The following is an 18,252-nucleotide window of genomic DNA, read 5'->3' as shown; positions in this document are numbered from 1 at the left end:
CTCGCTTACGCCTCCTTGAACGGGAAGCCGAGGTGACGAAGGAGGGCGCGGCCCTCGTCGTCGTTGGTCGCCGTGGTCACCACGGTGATGTCCATACCCCGGACGCGGTCGATCTTGTCCTGGTCGATCTCGTGGAACATGACCTGCTCCGTGAGACCGAAGGTGTAGTTGCCCCGACCATCGAACTGCTTCGGGGACAGACCACGGAAGTCGCGGATGCGCGGCAGCGCGAGCGACAGGGTGCGGTCCAGGAACTCCCACATGCGGTCACCACGGAGGGTGACGTGGGCGCCGATCGGCTGGCCCTCACGCAGCTTGAACTGCGCGATGGACTTGCGAGCCTTGGTGACGGCGGGCTTCTGGCCCGTGATCGTGGTGAGGTCGCGGATGGCGCCCTCGATCAGCTTGGAGTCGCGGGCGGCGTCGCCCACACCCATGTTGACCACGATCTTGGTGAGGCCGGGAACCTGCATGACGTTCTCGTACGAGAACTCCTCACGCAGCTTGCCGACGATCTCTTCGCGGTAGCGCAGCTTGAGACGCGGCGCGTTGGTGGTGGCAGTCATCAGATGTCCTCACCGGTGCGCTTGGCAACGCGGATCTTGTTGCCGTTGTCGTCGAAGCGGTAACCGACGCGGGTGACGACCTTCTTGCCGTCCTTCTCCACGATGAGCTGAACGTTGCTCACGTGGATCGGGGCCTCGGTCGTGACAATGCCACCGGTCTTGGAACCACGGGCGGTCTGGCCGGCCTTGGTGTGCTTCTTGACCCGGTTGACACCCTCGACGAGAACACGGTCCTCAGCCGGGAAGGCCTGAATGACCTTGCCCTGCTTGCCCTTGTCCTTACCGGTGATGACCTGGACCAGGTCGCCCTTCTTGATCTTCATCGGTTACAGCACCTCCGGCGCGAGCGAGACGATCTTCATGAACTTCTTCTCGCGCAGCTCTCGGCCCACGGGGCCGAAGATACGGGTGCCGCGGGGGTCGCCGTCGTTCTTGAGAACGACAGCGGCGTTCTCGTCGAAGCGGATGTACGAGCCATCCGGACGGCGGCGCTCCTTGACGGTGCGAACGATGACGGCCTTGACGACGTCACCCTTCTTCACGTTGCCACCGGGGATCGCGTCCTTGACGGTGGCGACGATGACGTCACCGATGCCCGCGTAGCGGCGACCCGAACCACCGAGAACACGGATGCAAAGGATCTCCTTGGCACCAGTGTTGTCGGCGACCCGAAGTCGCGACTCCTGCTGGATCACGTCTATCTCCTGATCGTCTGCCGGTTCCCGGCGGGGGGCCTCACCGAGGTGAGGACCCCACGCCGAGCCTGGCGGAACTTATCCGAGGGAAACCCCTCAGAAATTACTTGGCCTTCTCGAGGATCTCGACGACGCGCCAGCGCTTGGTCGCCGACAGCGGACGCGTCTCCATCAGGAGGACGCGGTCGCCGACGCCGGCAGCGTTCTGCTCGTCGTGCGCCTTGAGCTTGTTCGTACGGCGGATGACCTTGCCGTACAGCGCGTGCTTGACGCGGTCCTCGACGGCGACGACGACGGTCTTGTCCATCTTGTCGCTGACGACGAGACCCTCACGGGTCTTGCGGAAACCGCGGTCGTTCGTCTCAGTCACATTCTTCTCGCTCATCAGGCGCTCTCCACCGTCTCGATGCCCAGCTCACGCTCGCGCATCAGGGTGTAGATCCGGGCGATGTCCTTACGGACGGACTTGAGCCGACCGTGGTTCTCAAGCTGCCCGGTCGCCGCCTGGAAGCGGAGGTTGAACAGCTCTTCCTTGGCCTCACGGAGCTTCGCGACGAGGTCCTCGTCGTTGAGCTCGCGCAGCTCGGTCGCCTTGATACCAGCGGCCATCACGACTCACCTGCCTCGCGCCGAACAATGCGGCACTTCATCGGAAGCTTGTGGGCGGCGCGGGTGAGCGCCTCCTTAGCAACCTTTTCGTTCGGGAAAGACAGCTCGAACATCACCCGACCGGGCTTGACGTTCGCGATCCACCACTCCGGAGAACCCTTACCGGAACCCATGCGGGTTTCGGCCGGCTTCTTGGTCAGCGGACGGTCCGGGTAGATGTTGATCCACACCTTGCCGCCACGCTTGATGTGACGCGTCATGGCGATACGAGCGGACTCGATCTGACGGTTCGTCACGTAGGCCGGGGTCAGGGCCTGGATGCCGTACTCACCGAAGGCGAGCTCGGTGCCACCCTTGGCCATGCCGTTCCGCTTGGGGTGGTGCTGCTTGCGGTGCTTGACCCTGCGAGGGATCAGCATGTCGGTCAGGCCTCCGTTCCGGTGGACTCAGCCGGAGCAGCGGCAGCGGCCTCGGCCTTGGGGGCCTCGGCAGCGGCGTTCTGCTGCGGCTTGCGGCCGCGGCCGCCACGCTCGCCGCCACGGCCACCACGGGCCGGGCGCTCGCCGGCGCCGCGGGACGGGCGGTTGCCCGCACGCGCAGCGGCGTTCTCGGCGCGGACCTCGGCGATGTTCTTGACGTCGCCCTTGTAGATCCAGACCTTCACGCCGATGCGGCCGAAGGTGGTCTTGGCCTCGAAGAAGCCGTAGTCGACGTTCGCGCGGAGCGTGTGCAGGGGCACACGGCCCTCGCGGTAGAACTCCGAGCGGGACATCTCGGCGCCGCCGAGACGGCCACCGCACTGGATCTTGATGCCCTTGGCGCCGGCCTTCATCGTCGACTGCATGCTCTTGCGCATGGCGCGACGGAAGGAGACGCGGGAGGACAGCTGCTCGGCGACGGCCTGGGCCACCAGCTGAGCGTCGACCTCGGGGTTCTTGACCTCGAGGATGTTCAGCTGGACCTGCTTGCCGGTCAGCTTCTCCAGCTCACCGCGGATGCGGTCGGCCTCGGCGCCGCGGCGGCCGATGACGATGCCCGGGCGAGCGGTGTGGATGTCAACGCGGACGCGGTCGCGGGTGCGCTCGATCTCAACCTTCGAGATACCGGCGCGCTCCATGCCCTTCGTCATCATGCGACGAATGGCAACGTCTTCCTTGACGTAGTCCTTGTACAGCTTGTCGGCGTACCAACGGGACTTGAAGTCCGTGGTGATGCCGAGCCGGAACCCGTGCGGGTTAACCTTCTGGCCCATTACCGGGTTCCTTCCTTGCTGCTGACGACCACGGTGATGTGGCTGGTCCGCTTGCGGATCCGGTAGGCACGGCCCTGGGCGCGCGGACGGAACCGCTTCAGGGTCGGGCCCTCGTCCACGAACGCCTCGCTGATGTACAGCGACGAAGCGTCCGTGTGGTCGTAGTTGTGCGCGGCGTTGGCAATGGCGCTGTCCAGCACCTTGCCCACCGGCACGCTCGCGGCCTGCGGGGCGAAACGCAGGACCGCCTGAGCCTCCGTGGCATCCATGCCACGGATGAGGTCCACCACGCGGCGGGCCTTCATGGGCGTGACGCGGATGTACCGCGCCTGGGCCCTGGCTTCCATGGTTGTCCCTTCGGTGTCAGTCATAGTCGTTCGCACCCCGCTTAGCGGCGCTTCGACTTGCGGTCGTCCTTGACGTGGCCGCGGAAGGTGCGGGTCGGCGAGAACTCGCCGAGCTTGTGGCCGACCATCGACTCGGTGACGAACACCGGGACGTGCGTCTTGCCGTTGTGCACCGCGAGCGTGTGGCCGAGCATGGCCGGCACGATCATGGAGCGACGGGACCAGGTCTTGATGACGTTCTTGGTACCAGCCTCGTTCTGAGCGTCCACCTTCTTGATGAGGTGTCCGTCGACGAAGGGTCCCTTCTTGAGACTACGCGGCATCTAAACCCGCTCCTAGCGCTTCTTGTTCGTCTTGCGGCGGCGGACGATGTACTTGTTGCTCGCCTTCTTGGGAGAACGAGTACGACCCTCCTTCTGACCCCACGGGGAGACCGGGTGGCGACCACCGGAGGTCTTGCCCTCACCACCACCGTGCGGGTGGTCAACCGGGTTCATCGCGACACCGCGGACGGTCGGGCGAACGCCCTTCCAGCGCATGCGGCCGGCCTTGCCCCAGTTGATGTTCGACTGCTCGGCGTTGCCGACCTCGCCGACCGTGGCGCGGCAGCGGACGTCGACCAGGCGGACCTCGCCCGACGGCATACGCAGGTGGGCGTACTGGCCCTCCTTCGCCAGCAGCTGCACGGAGGAACCGGCAGAGCGGGCGAACTTGGCGCCACCACCGGGACGGAGCTCGATCGCGTGGATCGTGGTACCGACCGGGATGTTGCGGAGCGGGAGGTTGTTGCCCGGCTTGATGTCGGCGCCGGGGCCGTTCTCAATCCGGTCGCCCTGGCCCAGCTTGGCCGGAGCGATGATGTAGCGCTTCTCGCCGTCTGCGTAGTGCAGGAGCGCGATGCGCGCGGTGCGGTTCGGGTCGTACTCGATGTGAGCGACCTTGGCCGGCACGCCGTCCTTGTCGTGACGACGGAAGTCGATCACACGGTAGGCGCGCTTGTGGCCACCGCCCTGGTGACGGACGGTCACACGACCGGTGTTGTTACGGCCGCCCTTGCTGTGCAGGGGGCGGACCAGCGACTTCTCCGGCGTGGACCGCGTGATCTCGACAAAGTCGGCGACGCTGGAGCCACGACGGCCCGGGGTCGTCGGCTTGTACTTGCGGATACCCATTTCTCAGTCCTCGTCCGATTCCGGACGATCCAGACCGCCCTTAGGCGGTCGGACCGCCGAAGATGTCGATACGGTCGCCCTCGGCGAGGGTCACGATGGCGCGCTTGGTGTTGGCACGCTTGCCGAAACCGGTCTTGGTGCGCTTGCGCTTACCCTGACGGTTGATCGTGTTGACCCCGGTGACCTTGACCGAGAAGACCGCCTCGACGGCCTGCTTGATCTGGGTCTTGTTGGCGCGCGGGTCGACGATGAACGTGTACTTGTTCTCGTCCAGCAGCGCGTAGCTCTTCTCGGAGACAACCGGCTTGACCAGGAGGTCGCGCGGGTCCGAGAACGTCTTGCTGGTGACGACGGCCTCAGTCATCAGGCCTCGCTCCCTTCGGTCTCAACGGCCTTGGGGCCAGACACGAAGGACTCGAAGGCGGCCTGGGTGAAGACCACGTCGTCGGAGACGAGCACGTCGTACGTGTTCAGCTGGCCCGGCTCCAGGATGTGAACCTGGGGCAGGTTGCGGGCGGACAGCCACGCGGCCTCGTTGGAGCGCTCGACGACCAGGAGCAGGTTCTTCCGCTCGCTGATCTTGCCGAACAGGCTCTTCGCGGCCTTGGTGGACGCCGCACCCTCGACCACGTCGGAGACGACGTGGATGCGGGAGTGACGCGCGCGGTCCGAGAGGGCACCGCGCAGGGCGGCGGCCTTCATCTTCTTCGGGGTGCGCTGCGAGTAGTCACGCGGCACGGGACCGTGCACGACGCCACCACCGGCGAACTGCGGCGCGCGGGTCGAACCCTGACGGGCGCGACCGGTGCCCTTCTGGCGGTACGGCTTCTTGCCACCGCCGCGGACCTCGCCACGGGTCTTGGTCTTGTGCGTGCCCTGACGGGCAGCGGCCAGCTGCGCGACGACGACCTGGTGGATCAGCGGAACGCTGACCTTCGCGTCGAAGATCTCCGCGGGGAGCTCGACGGTCCCGGCCTTGTCGCCTGCCGGCGAAAGGATGTCAATGGTGCTCATCGTTACCTCAGGCCCCCTTGGCCGCGGTACGGACCAGGACGAGGCCGCCGTTCGGACCAGGAACCGCGCCCTTGATGAGGAGCAGGCCCTTCTCCGCGTCAACGGCGTGGACGGTCAGGTTCTGGGTGGTGACCCGCTCGTTGCCCATGCGGCCCGCCATGCGGAGGCCCTTGAACACACGGCCCGGGGTGGCGCAGCCACCGATGGAACCGGGGGAGCGGTGCTTGCGCTGGGTGCCGTGCCCGGCGCCGAGGCCACGGAAGTTGTGACGCTTCATGACACCGGCGAAGCCCTTGCCCTTGCTCTTGCCGGTGACGTCAACCTTGACGCCCGACTCGAACACGGCAGCGGTGATCTCCTGGCCGAGCGTGTACTCGCTGGCGTCAGCGGTACGCAGCTCCACCAGGTGGCGGCGCGGGGTGACGTCGGCCTTGGCGAAGTGACCCTTGAGGGGCTTGTTCACCTTGCGCGGGTCGATCTCGCCGAAGGCGATCTGGACCGACTCGTAGCCGTCGCTGTCGTTGGTGCGGACCTGGGTGACGACGCAGGGCCCGGCCTTGACGACGGTCACCGGGACAACCCGGTTGTTCTCGTCCCAGACCTGGGTCATGCCGAGCTTCTCGCCCAGGACGCCCTTAATGTTCTTAGCCATCTCGCGCGTCACCTCAGAGCTTGATCTCGATGTCGACGCCCGCCGGCAGGTCGAGACGCATGAGCGAGTCAACCGTCTTCGGCGTGGGGTCGAGGATGTCGATGAGGCGCTTGTGCGTGCGCATCTCGAAGTGCTCGCGCGAGTCCTTGTACTTGTGCGGCGACTTGATGACGCAGTACACGTTCTTCTCAGTGGGCAGCGGCACCGGGCCCGCGACCGACGCACCAGTGCGCGTCACCGTCTCGACGATCTTCTTCGCCGAGGAGTCGATGACCTCGTGGTCGTAGGCCTTGAGCCGGATGCGGATCTTCTGTCCCGCCATGGCTACTCAGTAGTCCTGTCTCTCGTAACGCTCTGGGACTCGGCCGGCTGCGCCCGGAAACCGCTTCCGAACGCCGTCCTTCCCCACTCCACCTCCGACCCACGCGGTCGGGCGTGTCGCGCCCCTTCCAGCAGATTTCCCTAAGGAAATTCCCTGGTGAAGGGGGTTGTGGGGGAAAGACACCCACCGAGTGCCTGGCTGGGGCCCCGCTGACACTTCCCGGAAGATTCCCGTACTTCCGCCCCTGATAAGAGGCGACGAGTACTGCGGGACTCGCTTCCAGTCCTCCCGGCGGGAGGCGCGCAGCATCGGCACTCAACCGAGCAACCTGAACAGTGTGCCATACGCGGCCGAAGAGGCGCCAATCGTGGCCGAAGACGGTACCCCGACCGGCTCAGTTGTCAAACCACCTCGCCGACATACGGGACACTATGGCTCTTACACCTCGACCGCCGCTCGGGTCCCCCAGGTCACCTGCTCCACGCCTGCCGGTCGCCGAGAAATCCGCACTTTGCCGGGGTTTGCCGCGGCCCCGGGCAACCGCCGCGCTCCCCCCGTCGTCCCCTATCACGCCGGGGCAGCAGGGGACCGCGTCTGCACAACGGGACGGAGTCATGTAGTTGAACATCTCACAGCACATGGTGATATCCCGCCGGACCGCGCTCGCCGGCCTGGCCGCCGTCACGGCGGCCGTCGCGGCGGGGTGCAGCGGAGGGGGCGGCAAGAAGCCCAAGGCCTCCCCCAGCCCCATAAGAGCTGTGGACCCCAGCGCCACCCAGTCCTTCACCAACACCGGGAACTCCCTGTTGCTGCAGGTCATGGCGCACCCCGACGACGACCTGTACTTCATGAGCCCCGACGCCGAGCACATCGTGCGGGCCGGGGTCCCCGTCGTCTCGGTCTACGTCACGGCCGGCGAGGCCGTCGGGCAGAACTGGATCGAGGGCATGCCCAAGACCAGGCCCGACAAGGCGGCCTACTCCTCCGCGCGCCACCAGGGCCTGCGCCAGGCGTACGCCGAGATGATCGGCCTGGACCAGTTCACGGCCTGGAAGAAGTCCGTCCTGGACCTGGGCGGCGGCGTCAAGGCCGAGACCAACGAGCTCACCAACGGCAGGCGCAAGGCGCAGCTGATCTTCCTCAACATCGCCATGCTCTCGGCCGGCGAGATGCGGCTGCCCCTGCTGTGGGAGCGGCCCGAGGGCGAGATGCAGTCGCTCGTCGCCACCGGCTCGCCGTGCACGTCCGCCAGCACCTACCGGCACGGCACGCTGGTGGACGTGCTCGCCGGGATCATGGACCGGTTCCGGCCCACCGTGGTCCACACCATGGACCCGGACCCCGACTACCAGGTCCACGACGCCACCCACCCCAAGGACAACGACTACGGGGCCTGCTCCGACCACCGCGACCACACCCCGACCGCGCTCTTCACCTGGAAGGCGCTCTCCCAGTGGGTGGCCGACACCACCAAGCGCGAGGGCCACCCGCCCCGCTTCGTGACCACGTCCTTCCGCGGCTACTACAACCAGCGCTGGCCGCACAACCTCCCGCCCGAGGTCATAGAGCAGAAGCACCGCCTGGTCCAGGCGTACGGCGGCGACCCCGCGTGGGAGTGCGGCAACCCCGCCGGCTGCGGCGACTACGGCCAGGGCGGCGACCGCCCCATGACGAACCGCAAGGGCTGGATCCGCTCCACCCACTACCGCTACCAGGGCCCCACCACGGCCCTGGGCACCGACAGGGCCGGCCGCCTGGAGGCCTTCGGCGTGCTGGGCACCCAGGCCGTGCGCTGGCAGGAGACCTCCCCCGGCAGCGGCCGCTGGAGCGAGCCGCAGAACCTCGGCGGCGGTCCCCTCGCGCCCGTCCTCGCGGCGGTGCAGGACTCCCAGGGGCGCCGGCTGCTGTTCGCCCTGCGGTTCTCCGCCCTCACCGGGCAGGGCCACCCCGACACCCGCGAGATCGTCGTCCTGGAGCAGCGCTCCCCCGGCGGCCCCTTCAAGGCCTGGACCGGCCTCGGCAACCCCGAGCAGCGCCCCGACCGCGGCCGCCGCGTGGGCGTGCCGGCCGCCGTCGCCACCCCCGACGGGCGCGTGCACCTCTTCGTCCGCAACGCGGGCAAGGGCGTCTCCGGCCGGGTGCGCGAGGCCGACGGCACCTGGGGGAAGTGGCAGAGCCTGCACGGCCAGGAGATCCAGGACGGGCTCACCGCCGTCCTGGACGGGGAGCAGCGCGTCCACGTCTTCGGCACCGGCCGCGACACCGTCCACCACTGGACGCAGGACGAGCCGGGCAAGCCGGTCCGCTACGCGCCCCTGAAGGGCCTGCCGCAGCCGGGCGGGCTCCCTGGTGCGGCGCTCGGCCCCGAGGGCGCCCTGGCCCTCGTCTACCGCTCCCCCGCGGCCGTCGAGCCGGTGGTCCACACCTTCACGCCGGGCTCCGACGAGATGCGCACCGCCGAGCTGCCGGACTTCGCGGGCTACGGGCCGCTCTCCGCGCACACCCTGGCCGTCCGGGGCGGGCAGGACGCGGTGATGGTGCTCGGGCGGGCGGTGAACGGCGAGATACAGCTCATCGACGGCTCCGGCGACTCCGAGCCCGTGCGCTCCGACGCGAAGCTCGTGCCCGTGGGCACCTCCGCGATGACCACGGACGCCGGCCACCAGCTGTGCGTGGCCGGGATGAGCCCGGACGCGCGGCCGTGGATCTGGCGCCCGGAGCTCCCGCACACCTGATGCGGCCGTACGGCGTTCACCCGTACAGCTGATTTCGTCCCTACGGGCGCATGCGAGAAGGCCCCGCACATCCGAGGATGTGCGGGGCCTTCTCAGACCTTCAAGCAAGAAGACTTACTTGTTGATCTTGGTGACCTGGCCGGCGCCGACGGTGCGGCCGCCCTCACGGATGGTGAAGCGCAGGCCCTCCTCCATCGCGACGGGCTGGATCAGGGAGACGGACATCTCGGCGTTGTCGCCGGGCATGACCATCTCGGTGCCCTCGGCGAGGGTCACAACACCGGTCACGTCAGTCGTACGGAAGTAGAACTGCGGACGGTAGTTGTTGAAGAACGGGGTGTGACGGCCACCCTCGTCCTTCGACAGGATGTAGGCCGTGGCCTCGAACTCGGTGTGCGGGGTGACCGAACCCGGCTTGATGATGCACTGGCCGCGCTCGACGTCCTCGCGCTTGATGCCACGGAGGAGCAGACCGACGTTCTCACCGGCCTGGCCCTCGTCGAGCAGCTTGCGGAACATCTCGATGCCGGTGACCGTGGTGGTGGTCTTCTCGGTCTTGATGCCGATGATGTCGACGGTCTCGTTGACCTTCAGGACACCACGCTCGATACGACCGGTGACGACGGTGCCACGACCGGTGATCGTGAAGACGTCCTCGATCGGCATCAGGAACGGCTTGTCGACGTCACGCTCGGGCTGCGGGATGTTCTCGTCGACAGCCTTCATCAGGCCGAGGAGCTTCTCGCCCCACTCCTTGTCGCCCTCGAGCGCCTTGAGCGCCGAGACCTGGACGACCGGAGCGTTGTCGCCGTCGAACTCGTACTCGTTGAGGAGCTCACGGACCTCGAGCTCGACGAGCTCCAGGATCTCCTCGTCGTCCACCATGTCGGCCTTGTTCAGGGCGACAACGATGTACGGAACGCCGGACTGGCGGGCCAGGAGCACGTGCTCCTTGGTCTGCGGCATCGGACCGTCGGTCGCGGCGACCACGAGGATCGCGCCGTCCATCTGGGCGGCACCGGTGATCATGTTCTTGATGTAGTCCGCGTGACCCGGGCAGTCAACGTGGGCGTAGTGACGCGACTCGGTCTGGTACTCGACGTGCGCGATCGAGATGGTGATACCGCGCTGACGCTCCTCCGGGGCCTTGTCGATCTCGTCGAAAGGCGTGAAGGGGTTCAGGTCCGGGTACGCGTCGTGCAGCACCTTGGTGATCGCCGCGGTAAGAGTGGTCTTACCGTGGTCGACGTGACCGATGGTGCCGATGTTGACGTGCGGCTTAGTCCGCTCGAACTTCGCCTTCGCCACTGGGGTCCTCCTGGGGAGTGGTTCTGTACGCCTGGATTGGGTCGGCGCCAGGGATCTTTGCTGGGGTGCCGTCCGCCGGGGCACACCGCCACGGTTTGCGGTGGTATGCCCCGACAGTCGGTGTCAAGCCTAAAGCGTGAGCTTCGTCTGTGGAGACGGAGCCGATTACTCGCCCTTGGCCTTCGCGATGATCTCCTCGGCGACGTTCCGCGGAACCTCGGCGTAGGAGTCGAACTGCATCGAGTAGCTTGCGCGACCCGAAGTCTTGCTGCGGAGGTCTCCGACGTAGCCGAACATCTCCGACAGCGGAACCAGGCCCTTGACGAGCTTGGCGCCGTGACGGTCCTCCATGGCCTGGATCTGGCCACGGCGGGAGTTGATGTCACCGATGACATCACCCATGTAGTCCTCGGGGGTGGTGACCTCGACGGACATCATCGGCTCGAGCAGAGCCGGGGACGCCTTACGAGCACCCTCCTTGAACGCCATGGAACCGGCGATCTTGAACGCCAGCTCGGAGGAGTCGACGTCGTGGTAGGCACCGTCGAGCAGCGTCACCTTGACGCCGGTCAGCGGGTAGCCGGCCAGAACACCGAACTCCATGGCCTCCTGGCAACCCGCGTCCACGGACGGGATGTACTCCCGCGGGATACGGCCACCGGTGACCTTGTTCTCGAACTCGTAGCCGTCGCCCTCGAGGGGCTCGATCGCCATCTGCACCTTGGCGAACTGGCCGGAACCACCAGTCTGCTTCTTGTGCGTGTAGTCGATGCGCTCGACGGCCTTGCGGATCGTCTCGCGGTACGCGACCTGCGGCTTGCCGACGTTGGCCTCGACCTTGAACTCACGCTTCATACGGTCGACCAGCACGTCGAGGTGCAGCTCGCCCATACCCGCGATGATGGTCTGGCCCGTCTCCTCGTCCGTGTGGACCTGGAAGGACGGGTCCTCCTCGGCGAGACGCTGGATCGCGACGCCGAGCTTCTCCTGGTCGCCCTTGGACTTGGGCTCGATGGCGACCTGGATGACCGGGGCCGGGAAGTCCATCGACTCGAGGATCACCGGGTTCGCGGAGTCGCAGAGGGTCTCACCGGTGGTGGTCTGCTTCAGACCCATGACGGCGACGATGTCACCGGCACCCACCGACTCGATCTCCTCACGCTTGTTCGCGTGCATCCGGTAGATCTTGCCGATGCGCTCCTTCTTGCCCTTGACGGAGTTCTGCACCTGGGTGCCCGCCGTCATGCGGCCCGAGTAAACCCGGACGAAGGTGAGCTTGCCGAGGTGCGGGTCGCTCATGATCTTGAAGGCAAGGCCGGCGAACGGCTCGTCGTCGGACGGCTTGCGCTTCACGACCTCGTCGGCGTCGTTGACCGCGTGGCCCTCGACGGCCTCGATGTCCAGCGGCGACGGCAGGTAGCGGACCACGGCGTCGAGCAGGGGCTGAACGCCCTTGTTCTTGAACGCGGTACCACAGAACACCGGGGTGACGGTGACGGAGTCGCCGCCGCCCTTCGACGCGAGGGTGATGCGGCGGATGGCCGCCATCAGCTGCTCCTCGGTGGGCTCCTGGCCCTCGAGGAAGAGCTCCATCATCTCTTCGTCGTTCTCGGCAACGCCCTCGAGGAGCTTGCCGCGCCATTCCTCGGCAGCCTCGATGTGGGTGTCCGGGATGTCGACGACGTCGTACATCTCGCCCTTGGCGGCCTCGGCGGACCAGACCAGCGCCTTCATCTGGACGAGGTCGACCACGCCCTTGAAGTCGGCCTCGGTGCCGATCGGCAGCTGCATGACCAGCGGAACCGCGCCCAGGCGGTCGACGATCATGTCGACGCAGCGGTGGAACTCGGCACCCGTACGGTCCAGCTTGTTGACGAAGCAGATGCGCGGCACGCCGTAGCGGTCCGCCTGACGCCAAACGGTCTCGGACTGGGGCTCGACACCGGCAACGCCGTCGAACACCGTCACGGCACCGTCGAGCACGCGCAGCGAACGCTCCACCTCGACGGTGAAGTCGACGTGGCCCGGGGTGTCGATGATGTTGATGGTGTGGTCGACGTTGTTCAGCGGCCAGTGGCAGGTGGTGGCAGCAGACGTGATCGTGATGCCACGCTCCTGCTCCTGCTCCATCCAGTCCATCGTGGCAGCGCCGTCGTGGACCTCACCGATCTTGTACGAAACACCGGTGTAGAACAGGATCCGCTCGGTGGTGGTCGTCTTGCCCGCGTCGATGTGGGCCATGATCCCGATGTTGCGGACCTTGGCCAGGTCAAGCGAAGTGGTGGCCATATGGCTCAGTCTTCTCTCGGTTCTCGATGGGGGTAGCGACTACCAGCGGTAGTGCGCGAAGGCCTTGTTGGACTCGGCCATCTTGTGCGTGTCCTCACGCTTCTTGACCGCAGCGCCCAGACCGTTGGAGGCGTCCAGGAGCTCGTTCATGAGGCGCTCGGTCATGGTCTTCTCGCGGCGGGCGCGGGAGTAACCGACGACCCAGCGGAGCGCCAGGGTGGAGGCGCGGCCCGGACGGACCTCGACCGGCACCTGGTAGGTGGCGCCACCGACGCGGCGGGACTTGACCTCGAGAGCCGGCTTCACGTTCTCGAGAGCGCGCTTGAGGGTGATGACCGGGTCGTTACCGGTCTTCTCGCGCAGACCCTCCATGGCGCCGTACACGATGCGCTCGGCGGTGGAGCGCTTGCCGTGCAGGAGGATCTTGTTGATGAGCGACGTCACCAGGGGGGAGCCGTAAACCGGGTCGATGATGACCGGGCGCTTCGGGGCGGGGCCCTTACGAGGCATTCTTACTTCTCCTTCTTGGCGCCGTAGCGGCTGCGAGCCTGCTTACGGTTCTTGACGCCCTGCGTGTCGAGGGAGCCGCGGATGATCTTGTAGCGAACACCCGGCAGGTCCTTCACACGGCCACCGCGCACGAGCACGATCGAGTGCTCCTGCAGGTTGTGGCCCTCACCCGGAATGTAAGCGGTGACCTCGATGCCGGAGGTCAGACGCACACGCGCGACCTTACGGAGCGCCGAGTTCGGCTTCTTCGGGGTGGTCGTGAAAACACGCGTGCAGACGCCGCGGCGCTGGGGCGAACCCTCGAGCGCGGGCGTCTTGTTCTTCTCGACCTTGTCCTGCCGGCCCTTCCGGACCAGCTGCTGGATCGTAGGCACCGTTTCTCCGGTTTCTGTGTGCCGATCACGATAAAACTAACCTGGAACCCGCCGACCCACGCGGTCGGGCGTGTCGAAGGCCGCAGACCCATACCGGTGTACGGAAGGGCGCGAAATTCGGTGTCTTCGACCGCATCGGACCGAAAAGATCCGAGAGGTCCGGTCTCCCGCGCGGACTGTGGGCACGCACGAGAGCCCAGGGACACCCCAGGCACAAGGTCAGAGCCTACCTAGCGCATGGGCTGCGGTCAAAACAAATGCACACGCGGAGGACACCCCGATGTGCTGCATATGTGACGGTTTCCCGGGTCTGCGGGAGGTCCGTGTCGCGCGTATGGGTGAAATCACGCGGCCGGCGCTCCCCGGGCACGTCCCCCGGTACGCCGCAGGGCGGCCACCCCGGTGGGGTGACCGCCCTGTGGACGTACCGCTTGCGACTTACTGGTTGTACGGACCGTAGTCGTAGTCCTCCAGCGGGACCGCCTGGCCGGAGCCGGTGCCGAAGGGCGAGTAGTCGATGTCGTCGTAACCGACGGCCGAGTACATCGCGGCCTTGGCCTCCTCGGTGGGCTCCACCCGGATGTTGCGGTAGCGGGACAGGCCCGTACCGGCCGGGATGAGCTTACCGATGATGACGTTCTCCTTGAGGCCGATCAGGGAGTCCGACTTGGCGTTGATCGCCGCGTCGGTGAGCACCCGGGTCGTCTCCTGGAAGGACGCCGCCGACAGCCACGACTCGGTGGCGAGCGAGGCCTTGGTGATACCCATCAGCTGCGGGCGGCCGGAGGCGGGGTGACCGCCCTCGGTGACCACACGACGGTTCTCGCCCTCGAAGCGCGAGCGCTCCACGAGCTCGCCCGGCAGCAGCTCCGCGTCGCCGGACTCGATGATCGTCACACGGCGCAGCATCTGCCGGATGATGATCTCGATGTGCTTGTCGTGGATCGACACGCCCTGCGAGTTGTAGACCTTCTGGACCTCGCCGACCAGGTGGACCTGGACGGCGCGCTGACCCAGGATGCGCAGCACGTCGTGCGGGTTGGTGGCACCCACGGTGAGCTTCTGGCCCACCTCGACGTGCTCGCCCTCGCTGACCAGCAGACGGGCGCGCTTGGAGATCGGGAACGCCGTCTCCTCGCTGCCGTCGTCCGGAGTGACGACGATCTTCTTGGTCTTCTCGGTCTCCTCGATGCGGATGCGGCCGGCCGCCTCCGAGATCGGGGCGACACCCTTGGGCGTACGAGCCTCGAAGAGCTCGACGACACGGGGCAGACCCTGGGTGATGTCGTCACCGGCCACACCACCGGTGTGGAAGGTACGCATCGTCAGCTGGGTACCGGGCTCACCGATGGACTGGGCGGCGATGATGCCGACCGCCTCACCGATGTCCACCAGCTTGCCGGTCGCCAGCGAGCGGCCGTAGCAGAAGGCACAGGTGCCGACCGCGGACTCACAGGTGAGGACCGAGCGGGTCTTGACCGTCTCGACGCCGTTGGCGACGAGCTGGTCGATGAGCACGTCACCGAGGTCGACGTTGGCCGGCGCGATGACCTTGCCGTCGATGACGACGTCCTCGGCCAGCATGCGGGCGTAGACGCTGGTCTCGACGTCGTCGGCCTTGCGCAGCACGCCGTCGGCGCCGCGGGACGCGATCTGCAGCTTGAGGCCGCGCTCGGTGCCGCAGTCCTCCTCGCGGATGATGACGTCCTGCGAGACGTCCACGAGACGACGGGTCAGGTAACCCGAGTCGGCGGTACGGAGGGCGGTGTCCGCGAGACCCTTACGGGCACCGTGGGTGGAGATGAAGTACTCCAGCACGGAGAGACCCTCACGGAACGACGCCTTAATGGGTCGCGGAATGGTCTCGTTCTTCGCGTTGGACACCAGACCACGCATACCGGCGATCTGCCGCATCTGCATCATGTTTCCTCGGGCACCCGAGTCAACCATCATGAAGATGGGGTTCGTCTTGGGGAAGTTCGCGTTCATCGCCTCGGCGACCTCGTTGGTCGCCTTGGTCCAGATCGCGATGAGCTCCTGCGTGCGCTCGTCCTTGGTGATCAGACCGCGCTCGTACTGCTTCTGGACCTTCTCGTCCTGCGCCTCGTAGCCGCGGACGATCTCCTTCTTGGCCTCGGGGACCACGACGTCGGAGATGGCCACGGTGACGCCGGAACGGGTCGCCCAGTGGAAGCCGGCCGCCTTCAGGTTGTCGAGCGTCGCCGCCACGATGACCTTGGGGTAGCGCTCGGCCAGGTCGTTGACGATCTCGGAGAGCTGCTTCTTGCCCACCGAGTAGTCGACGAACGGGTAGTCCTCGGGCAGCAGCTCGTTGAAGAGCGCGCGGCCCAGGGTGGTGCGCAGGCGGAAGCTGTCGCCCTGCTGCCACTCCGGCTCGCCCTCCTCGGCGACCGGGGGAACCCAGCCGCGCGGGGGAACGGTGCCGATCGGGAAGCGGATGTCGACCTTCGCCTGGAGCGAGAGCTCACGGGCGTCGAACGCCATGATCGCCTCGGCGACCGAGCCGAAGGACCGGCCCTCGCCGATGACCTTGCGCTCTTCCTCGTCGGTGGTGAGGAAGAACAGACCGAGCACCATGTCCTGGGTCGGCATGGTGACCGGACGGCCGTCGGCCGGCTTGAGGATGTTGTTCGAGGACAGCATCAGGATGCGGGCCTCGGCCTGCGCCTCCGCGGAGAGCGGCAGGTGGACGGCCATCTGGTCACCGTCGAAGTCCGCGTTGAACGCGGTGCAGACGAGCGGGTGGATCTGGATGGCCTTGCCCTCGACCAGCTGCGGCTCGAAGGCCTGGATGCCGAGGCGGTGCAGGGTGGGCGCACGGTTCAGCAGCACCGGGTGCTCGGCGATGACCTCTTCGAGGACGTCGTACACCACAGTGCGGCCGCGCTCGACCATGCGCTTGGCCGACTTGATGTTCTGCGCGTGGTTCAGGTCGACCAGGCGCTTCATCACGAACGGCTTGAAGAGCTCCAGCGCCATGGCCTTGGGCAGACCGCACTGGTGCAGCTTCAGCTGCGGACCGACGACGATGACGGAACGGGCCGAGTAGTCGACTCGCTTACCGAGCAGGTTCTGACGGAATCGACCCTGCTTGCCCTTCAGCATGTCGCTGAGGGACTTCAGCGGGCGGTTACCGGGACCGGTGACCGGGCGACCGCGGCGGCCGTTGTCGAACAGTGCGTCGACGGCCTCCTGCAGCATCCGCTTCTCGTTGTTCACGATGATCTCGGGGGCACCGAGGTCAAGGAGACGCTTGAGGCGGTTGTTGCGGTTGATCACACGGCGGTACAGGTCGTTCAGGTCGGAGGTCGCGAAGCGGCCACCGTCCAGCTGCACCATCGGACGCAGGTCCGGCGGGATCACGGGGATGCAGTCCAGCACCATGCCGCTGGGGCTGTTGCGGGTCTGCAGGAAGGCGGAGACGACCTTGAGGCGCTTGAGCGCACGGGTCTTCTTCTGGCCCTTGCCGGTCCGGATGATCTCGCGGAGGCGCTCGGCCTCCTCGTCGAGGTCGAAGGACTCCAGGCGCTTCTGCAGCGCGGCGGCGCCCATCGCACCCATGAAGTAGGTGCCGAAGCGGTCGCGCAGCTCGCGGTAGAGCAGCTCGTCGCCCTCGAGGTCCTGGACCTTGAGGTTCTTGAAGCGGTTCCAGACCTCGTCGAGACGGTCGATCTCGCGCTGCGCACGGTCGCGCAGCTGCTTCATCTCGCGCTCGGCGCCCTCGCGCACCTTGCGGCGCACGTCGGCCTTGGCACCCTCGGCCTCGAGCTCGGCCAGGTCGGACTCGAGCTTCTTGGCACGGGCCTCGAGGTCGGCGTCACGGCGCTGCTCGATCTGCTGGCGCTCGACGGAGACGTGGGCCTCCAGCGAGGGCAGGTCGCGCGTGCGGCGCTCCTCGTCCACCCACGTGATCATGTAGGCGGCGAAGTAGATGACCTTCTCGAGGTCCTTCGGGGCGAGGTCGAGCAGGTAGCCCAGCCGCGACGGAACGCCCTTGAAGTACCAGATGTGGGTGACGGGAGCGGCCAGCTCGATGTGGCCCATCCGCTCACGGCGCACCTTGGCGCGGGTGACCTCGACGCCACAGCGCTCACAGATGATGCCCTTGAAGCGGACACGCTTGTACTTGCCGCAGTAGCACTCCCAGTCCCGGGTCGGACCGAAGATCTTCTCGCAGAAGAGTCCGTCCTTTTCGGGCTTCAGGGTGCGGTAGTTGATGGTCTCCGGCTTCTTGACCTCGCCGTGGGACCAGGTTCGGATGTCGTCCGCGGTCGCCAGGCCGATCCGCAGCTCGTCGAAGAAGTTGACGTCGAGCACTGTTCGTCAATCCCTCTTTCAGGGTCGTGTCTTCATCAGTGGTCTGAGGGGGTCCGGGGACGACCGGGG

General features: G+C 66.7%; 20 protein-coding genes. 1 reads left to right on the top strand and 19 read right to left on the bottom strand.

Annotated elements, in window-relative coordinates; translation table 11 throughout:
- Positions 1-5: 5 nt before the first annotated feature.
- The 14 genes from rplE to rpsJ all read right to left on the bottom strand — a co-directional run bounded on the left by rplE (position 6) and on the right by rpsJ (position 6,629).
- Positions 6-566 carry a 50S ribosomal protein L5 gene (gene rplE, locus ACFPP6_RS21865; protein ID WP_030368404.1) on the bottom strand — a complete coding sequence of 187 codons (561 nt, stop codon included), beginning with the start codon at positions 564-566 and terminating at the stop codon, positions 6-8.
- Entirely contained in the window at positions 566-889 is a 324-nt protein-coding gene (gene rplX, locus ACFPP6_RS21860; protein WP_058046823.1) for a 50S ribosomal protein L24, read from the bottom strand. Before rplX ends, rplE begins: the two co-directional genes overlap by 1 nt.
- Before the next feature lie 3 nt (positions 890-892).
- Positions 893-1,261, bottom strand: coding sequence for a 50S ribosomal protein L14 (gene rplN / locus ACFPP6_RS21855; RefSeq protein ID WP_099199421.1), 369 nt, complete (start codon positions 1,259-1,261; stop codon positions 893-895).
- A gap of 103 nt (positions 1,262-1,364) precedes the next feature.
- On the bottom strand, positions 1,365-1,646 hold the full coding sequence (gene rpsQ / locus ACFPP6_RS21850) for a 30S ribosomal protein S17 (protein ID WP_351511166.1): 282 nt from the start codon (positions 1,644-1,646) through the stop codon (positions 1,365-1,367).
- Positions 1,646-1,870, bottom strand: a complete 225-nt coding sequence (gene rpmC, locus ACFPP6_RS21845; protein ID WP_030368408.1) for a 50S ribosomal protein L29 — start codon at positions 1,868-1,870, stop codon at positions 1,646-1,648. Before rpmC ends, rpsQ begins: the two co-directional genes overlap by 1 nt.
- Positions 1,870-2,289 carry a 50S ribosomal protein L16 gene (rplP, locus tag ACFPP6_RS21840; RefSeq protein ID WP_030368409.1) on the bottom strand — a complete coding sequence of 140 codons (420 nt, stop codon included), beginning with the start codon at positions 2,287-2,289 and terminating at the stop codon, positions 1,870-1,872. Before rplP ends, rpmC begins: the two co-directional genes overlap by 1 nt.
- A gap of 5 nt (positions 2,290-2,294) precedes the next feature.
- Positions 2,295-3,122, bottom strand: a complete 828-nt coding sequence (gene rpsC / locus ACFPP6_RS21835) for a 30S ribosomal protein S3 (protein ID WP_058046825.1) — start codon at positions 3,120-3,122, stop codon at positions 2,295-2,297.
- Positions 3,122-3,469, bottom strand: a complete 348-nt coding sequence (rplV, locus tag ACFPP6_RS21830) for a 50S ribosomal protein L22 (protein ID WP_031012097.1) — start codon at positions 3,467-3,469, stop codon at positions 3,122-3,124. The genes rpsC and rplV overlap by 1 nt, the downstream gene beginning before the upstream one ends.
- 41 nt (positions 3,470-3,510) lie before the next feature.
- A complete protein-coding gene (gene rpsS, locus ACFPP6_RS21825; protein ID WP_004950443.1) occupies positions 3,511-3,792 on the bottom strand; it encodes a 30S ribosomal protein S19 in 282 nt (93 codons plus the stop codon).
- 12 nt (positions 3,793-3,804) lie between these two features.
- A complete protein-coding gene (gene rplB, locus ACFPP6_RS21820) occupies positions 3,805-4,641 on the bottom strand; it encodes a 50S ribosomal protein L2 (protein WP_382044921.1) in 837 nt (278 codons plus the stop codon).
- A 40-nt stretch (positions 4,642-4,681) separates the two neighbouring features.
- Complete coding sequence (rplW, locus tag ACFPP6_RS21815; RefSeq protein ID WP_030368414.1) at positions 4,682-5,005, bottom strand: 50S ribosomal protein L23; 324 nt, start codon at positions 5,003-5,005, stop codon at positions 4,682-4,684.
- Positions 5,005-5,655, bottom strand: coding sequence for a 50S ribosomal protein L4 (gene rplD / locus ACFPP6_RS21810; protein ID WP_058046828.1), 651 nt, complete (start codon positions 5,653-5,655; stop codon positions 5,005-5,007). Before rplD ends, rplW begins: the two co-directional genes overlap by 1 nt.
- 7 nt (positions 5,656-5,662) lie before the next feature.
- Positions 5,663-6,307: a 50S ribosomal protein L3 gene (gene rplC, locus ACFPP6_RS21805; RefSeq protein ID WP_030368416.1), complete on the bottom strand. Its 645-nt coding sequence runs from the start codon at positions 6,305-6,307 to the stop codon at positions 5,663-5,665.
- Positions 6,308-6,320: 13 nt separating this feature from the next.
- Positions 6,321-6,629: a 30S ribosomal protein S10 gene (rpsJ, locus tag ACFPP6_RS21800; RefSeq protein ID WP_003948644.1), complete on the bottom strand. Its 309-nt coding sequence runs from the start codon at positions 6,627-6,629 to the stop codon at positions 6,321-6,323.
- 620 nt (positions 6,630-7,249) lie between these two features.
- Here rpsJ and ACFPP6_RS21795 point away from each other — a divergent pair.
- On the top strand, positions 7,250-9,364 hold the full coding sequence (locus ACFPP6_RS21795; protein WP_382044916.1) for a PIG-L family deacetylase: 2,115 nt from the start codon (positions 7,250-7,252) through the stop codon (positions 9,362-9,364).
- 114 nt (positions 9,365-9,478) lie between these two features.
- Here the strand turns inward: ACFPP6_RS21795 and tuf are convergent, their stop codons facing one another.
- The 5 genes from tuf to ACFPP6_RS21770 all read right to left on the bottom strand — a co-directional run bounded on the left by tuf (position 9,479) and on the right by ACFPP6_RS21770 (position 18,183).
- Positions 9,479-10,672, bottom strand: coding sequence for an elongation factor Tu (tuf, locus tag ACFPP6_RS21790; RefSeq protein WP_058046830.1), 1,194 nt, complete (start codon positions 10,670-10,672; stop codon positions 9,479-9,481).
- 165 nt (positions 10,673-10,837) lie between these two features.
- Entirely contained in the window at positions 10,838-12,961 is a 2,124-nt protein-coding gene (gene fusA, locus ACFPP6_RS21785; protein ID WP_382044913.1) for an elongation factor G, read from the bottom strand.
- Between the two features lie 39 nt (positions 12,962-13,000).
- Positions 13,001-13,471 (bottom strand): 30S ribosomal protein S7, encoded by a 471-nt coding sequence (rpsG, locus tag ACFPP6_RS21780; RefSeq protein ID WP_030368420.1) that lies wholly within the window; start codon positions 13,469-13,471, stop codon positions 13,001-13,003.
- Between the two features lie 2 nt (positions 13,472-13,473).
- On the bottom strand, positions 13,474-13,845 hold the full coding sequence (gene rpsL, locus ACFPP6_RS21775) for a 30S ribosomal protein S12 (protein ID WP_003948652.1): 372 nt from the start codon (positions 13,843-13,845) through the stop codon (positions 13,474-13,476).
- A gap of 438 nt (positions 13,846-14,283) precedes the next feature.
- Positions 14,284-18,183: a DNA-directed RNA polymerase subunit beta' gene (locus ACFPP6_RS21770; RefSeq protein WP_382044907.1), complete on the bottom strand. Its 3,900-nt coding sequence runs from the start codon at positions 18,181-18,183 to the stop codon at positions 14,284-14,286.
- Positions 18,184-18,252 lie beyond the last annotated feature (69 nt).

Origin of the sequence: Streptomyces aureoversilis, from assembly GCF_042657885.1 — a bacterium.
Lineage (GTDB): Bacteria > Actinomycetota > Actinomycetes > Streptomycetales > Streptomycetaceae > Streptomyces > Streptomyces aureoversilis.
Note: the sequence above shows the minus strand (reverse complement) of the source record. Positions and strands in the feature narration are given on the sequence as shown.